A 542-nucleotide genomic window follows, 5' to 3' on the forward strand; every position below is an offset into this window, starting at 1 on the left:
CAAGGAGAATAATGACAAAATACAGCTATACATAAAATAATATTGACTGTATTTATGTATAAAGTTATAATTAAGTTAAAATATAGATGAAATGAAAAAAGGAGGAATTTGCTATGAAAACAAAACTTATAGGTAATATTCCAATTGCACAAAATACAAAAGGAGTAAAAAGAACTTTTTTTATACCTGAAAAACTAGATAAGGCACTAAAACTTCAAGCATTGATGGAAGGAAAAACATCAAAAGATGTTTTAGTTGAAGCATTGAATAATTACATAAAAAAAGAATACATAGAAAGAATTGAAAAAGAATGTAAACCAGTATTAATTTTAAATTCAGAAGAGTTAGAGAAAGATGAATAATAAGAAATAGATATAAACGTTATATGGTTATAGGTTATATGGATATATAAGGATTATATAGAAAAAATGAATAACATCTCCTTTCTAAAGCAATTCAGATTTAAAGCAACGTTTTAGGAAGAGATGTTTTTTATGTCAAGAATAGCAAGGGAAAAAAGATGCTATTTTTTATGAATTAAA

1 protein-coding gene is annotated in these 542 nt (G+C 24.2%); it reads left to right on the plus strand.

Features of this window, described 5'->3' with window-relative positions; genetic code table 11:
- Window positions 1–113 precede the first annotated feature (113 nt).
- Window positions 114–362, plus strand: coding sequence for a hypothetical protein (locus tag Q428_RS14285; protein ID WP_035382149.1), 249 nt, complete (start codon window positions 114–116; stop codon window positions 360–362).
- Window positions 363–542 lie beyond the last annotated feature (180 nt).

The organism is Fervidicella metallireducens AeB (assembly GCF_000601455.1).
Taxonomy (GTDB): domain Bacteria; phylum Bacillota; class Clostridia; order Clostridiales; family Caloramatoraceae; genus Fervidicella; species Fervidicella metallireducens.

What these genes read in the sequence shown, in the direction of transcription:
- Q428_RS14285 (WP_035382149.1), top strand. Translation starts at nt 114, where the DNA reads ATGAAAACAAAACTTATAGGTAATATTCCAATTGCACAAAATACAAAA.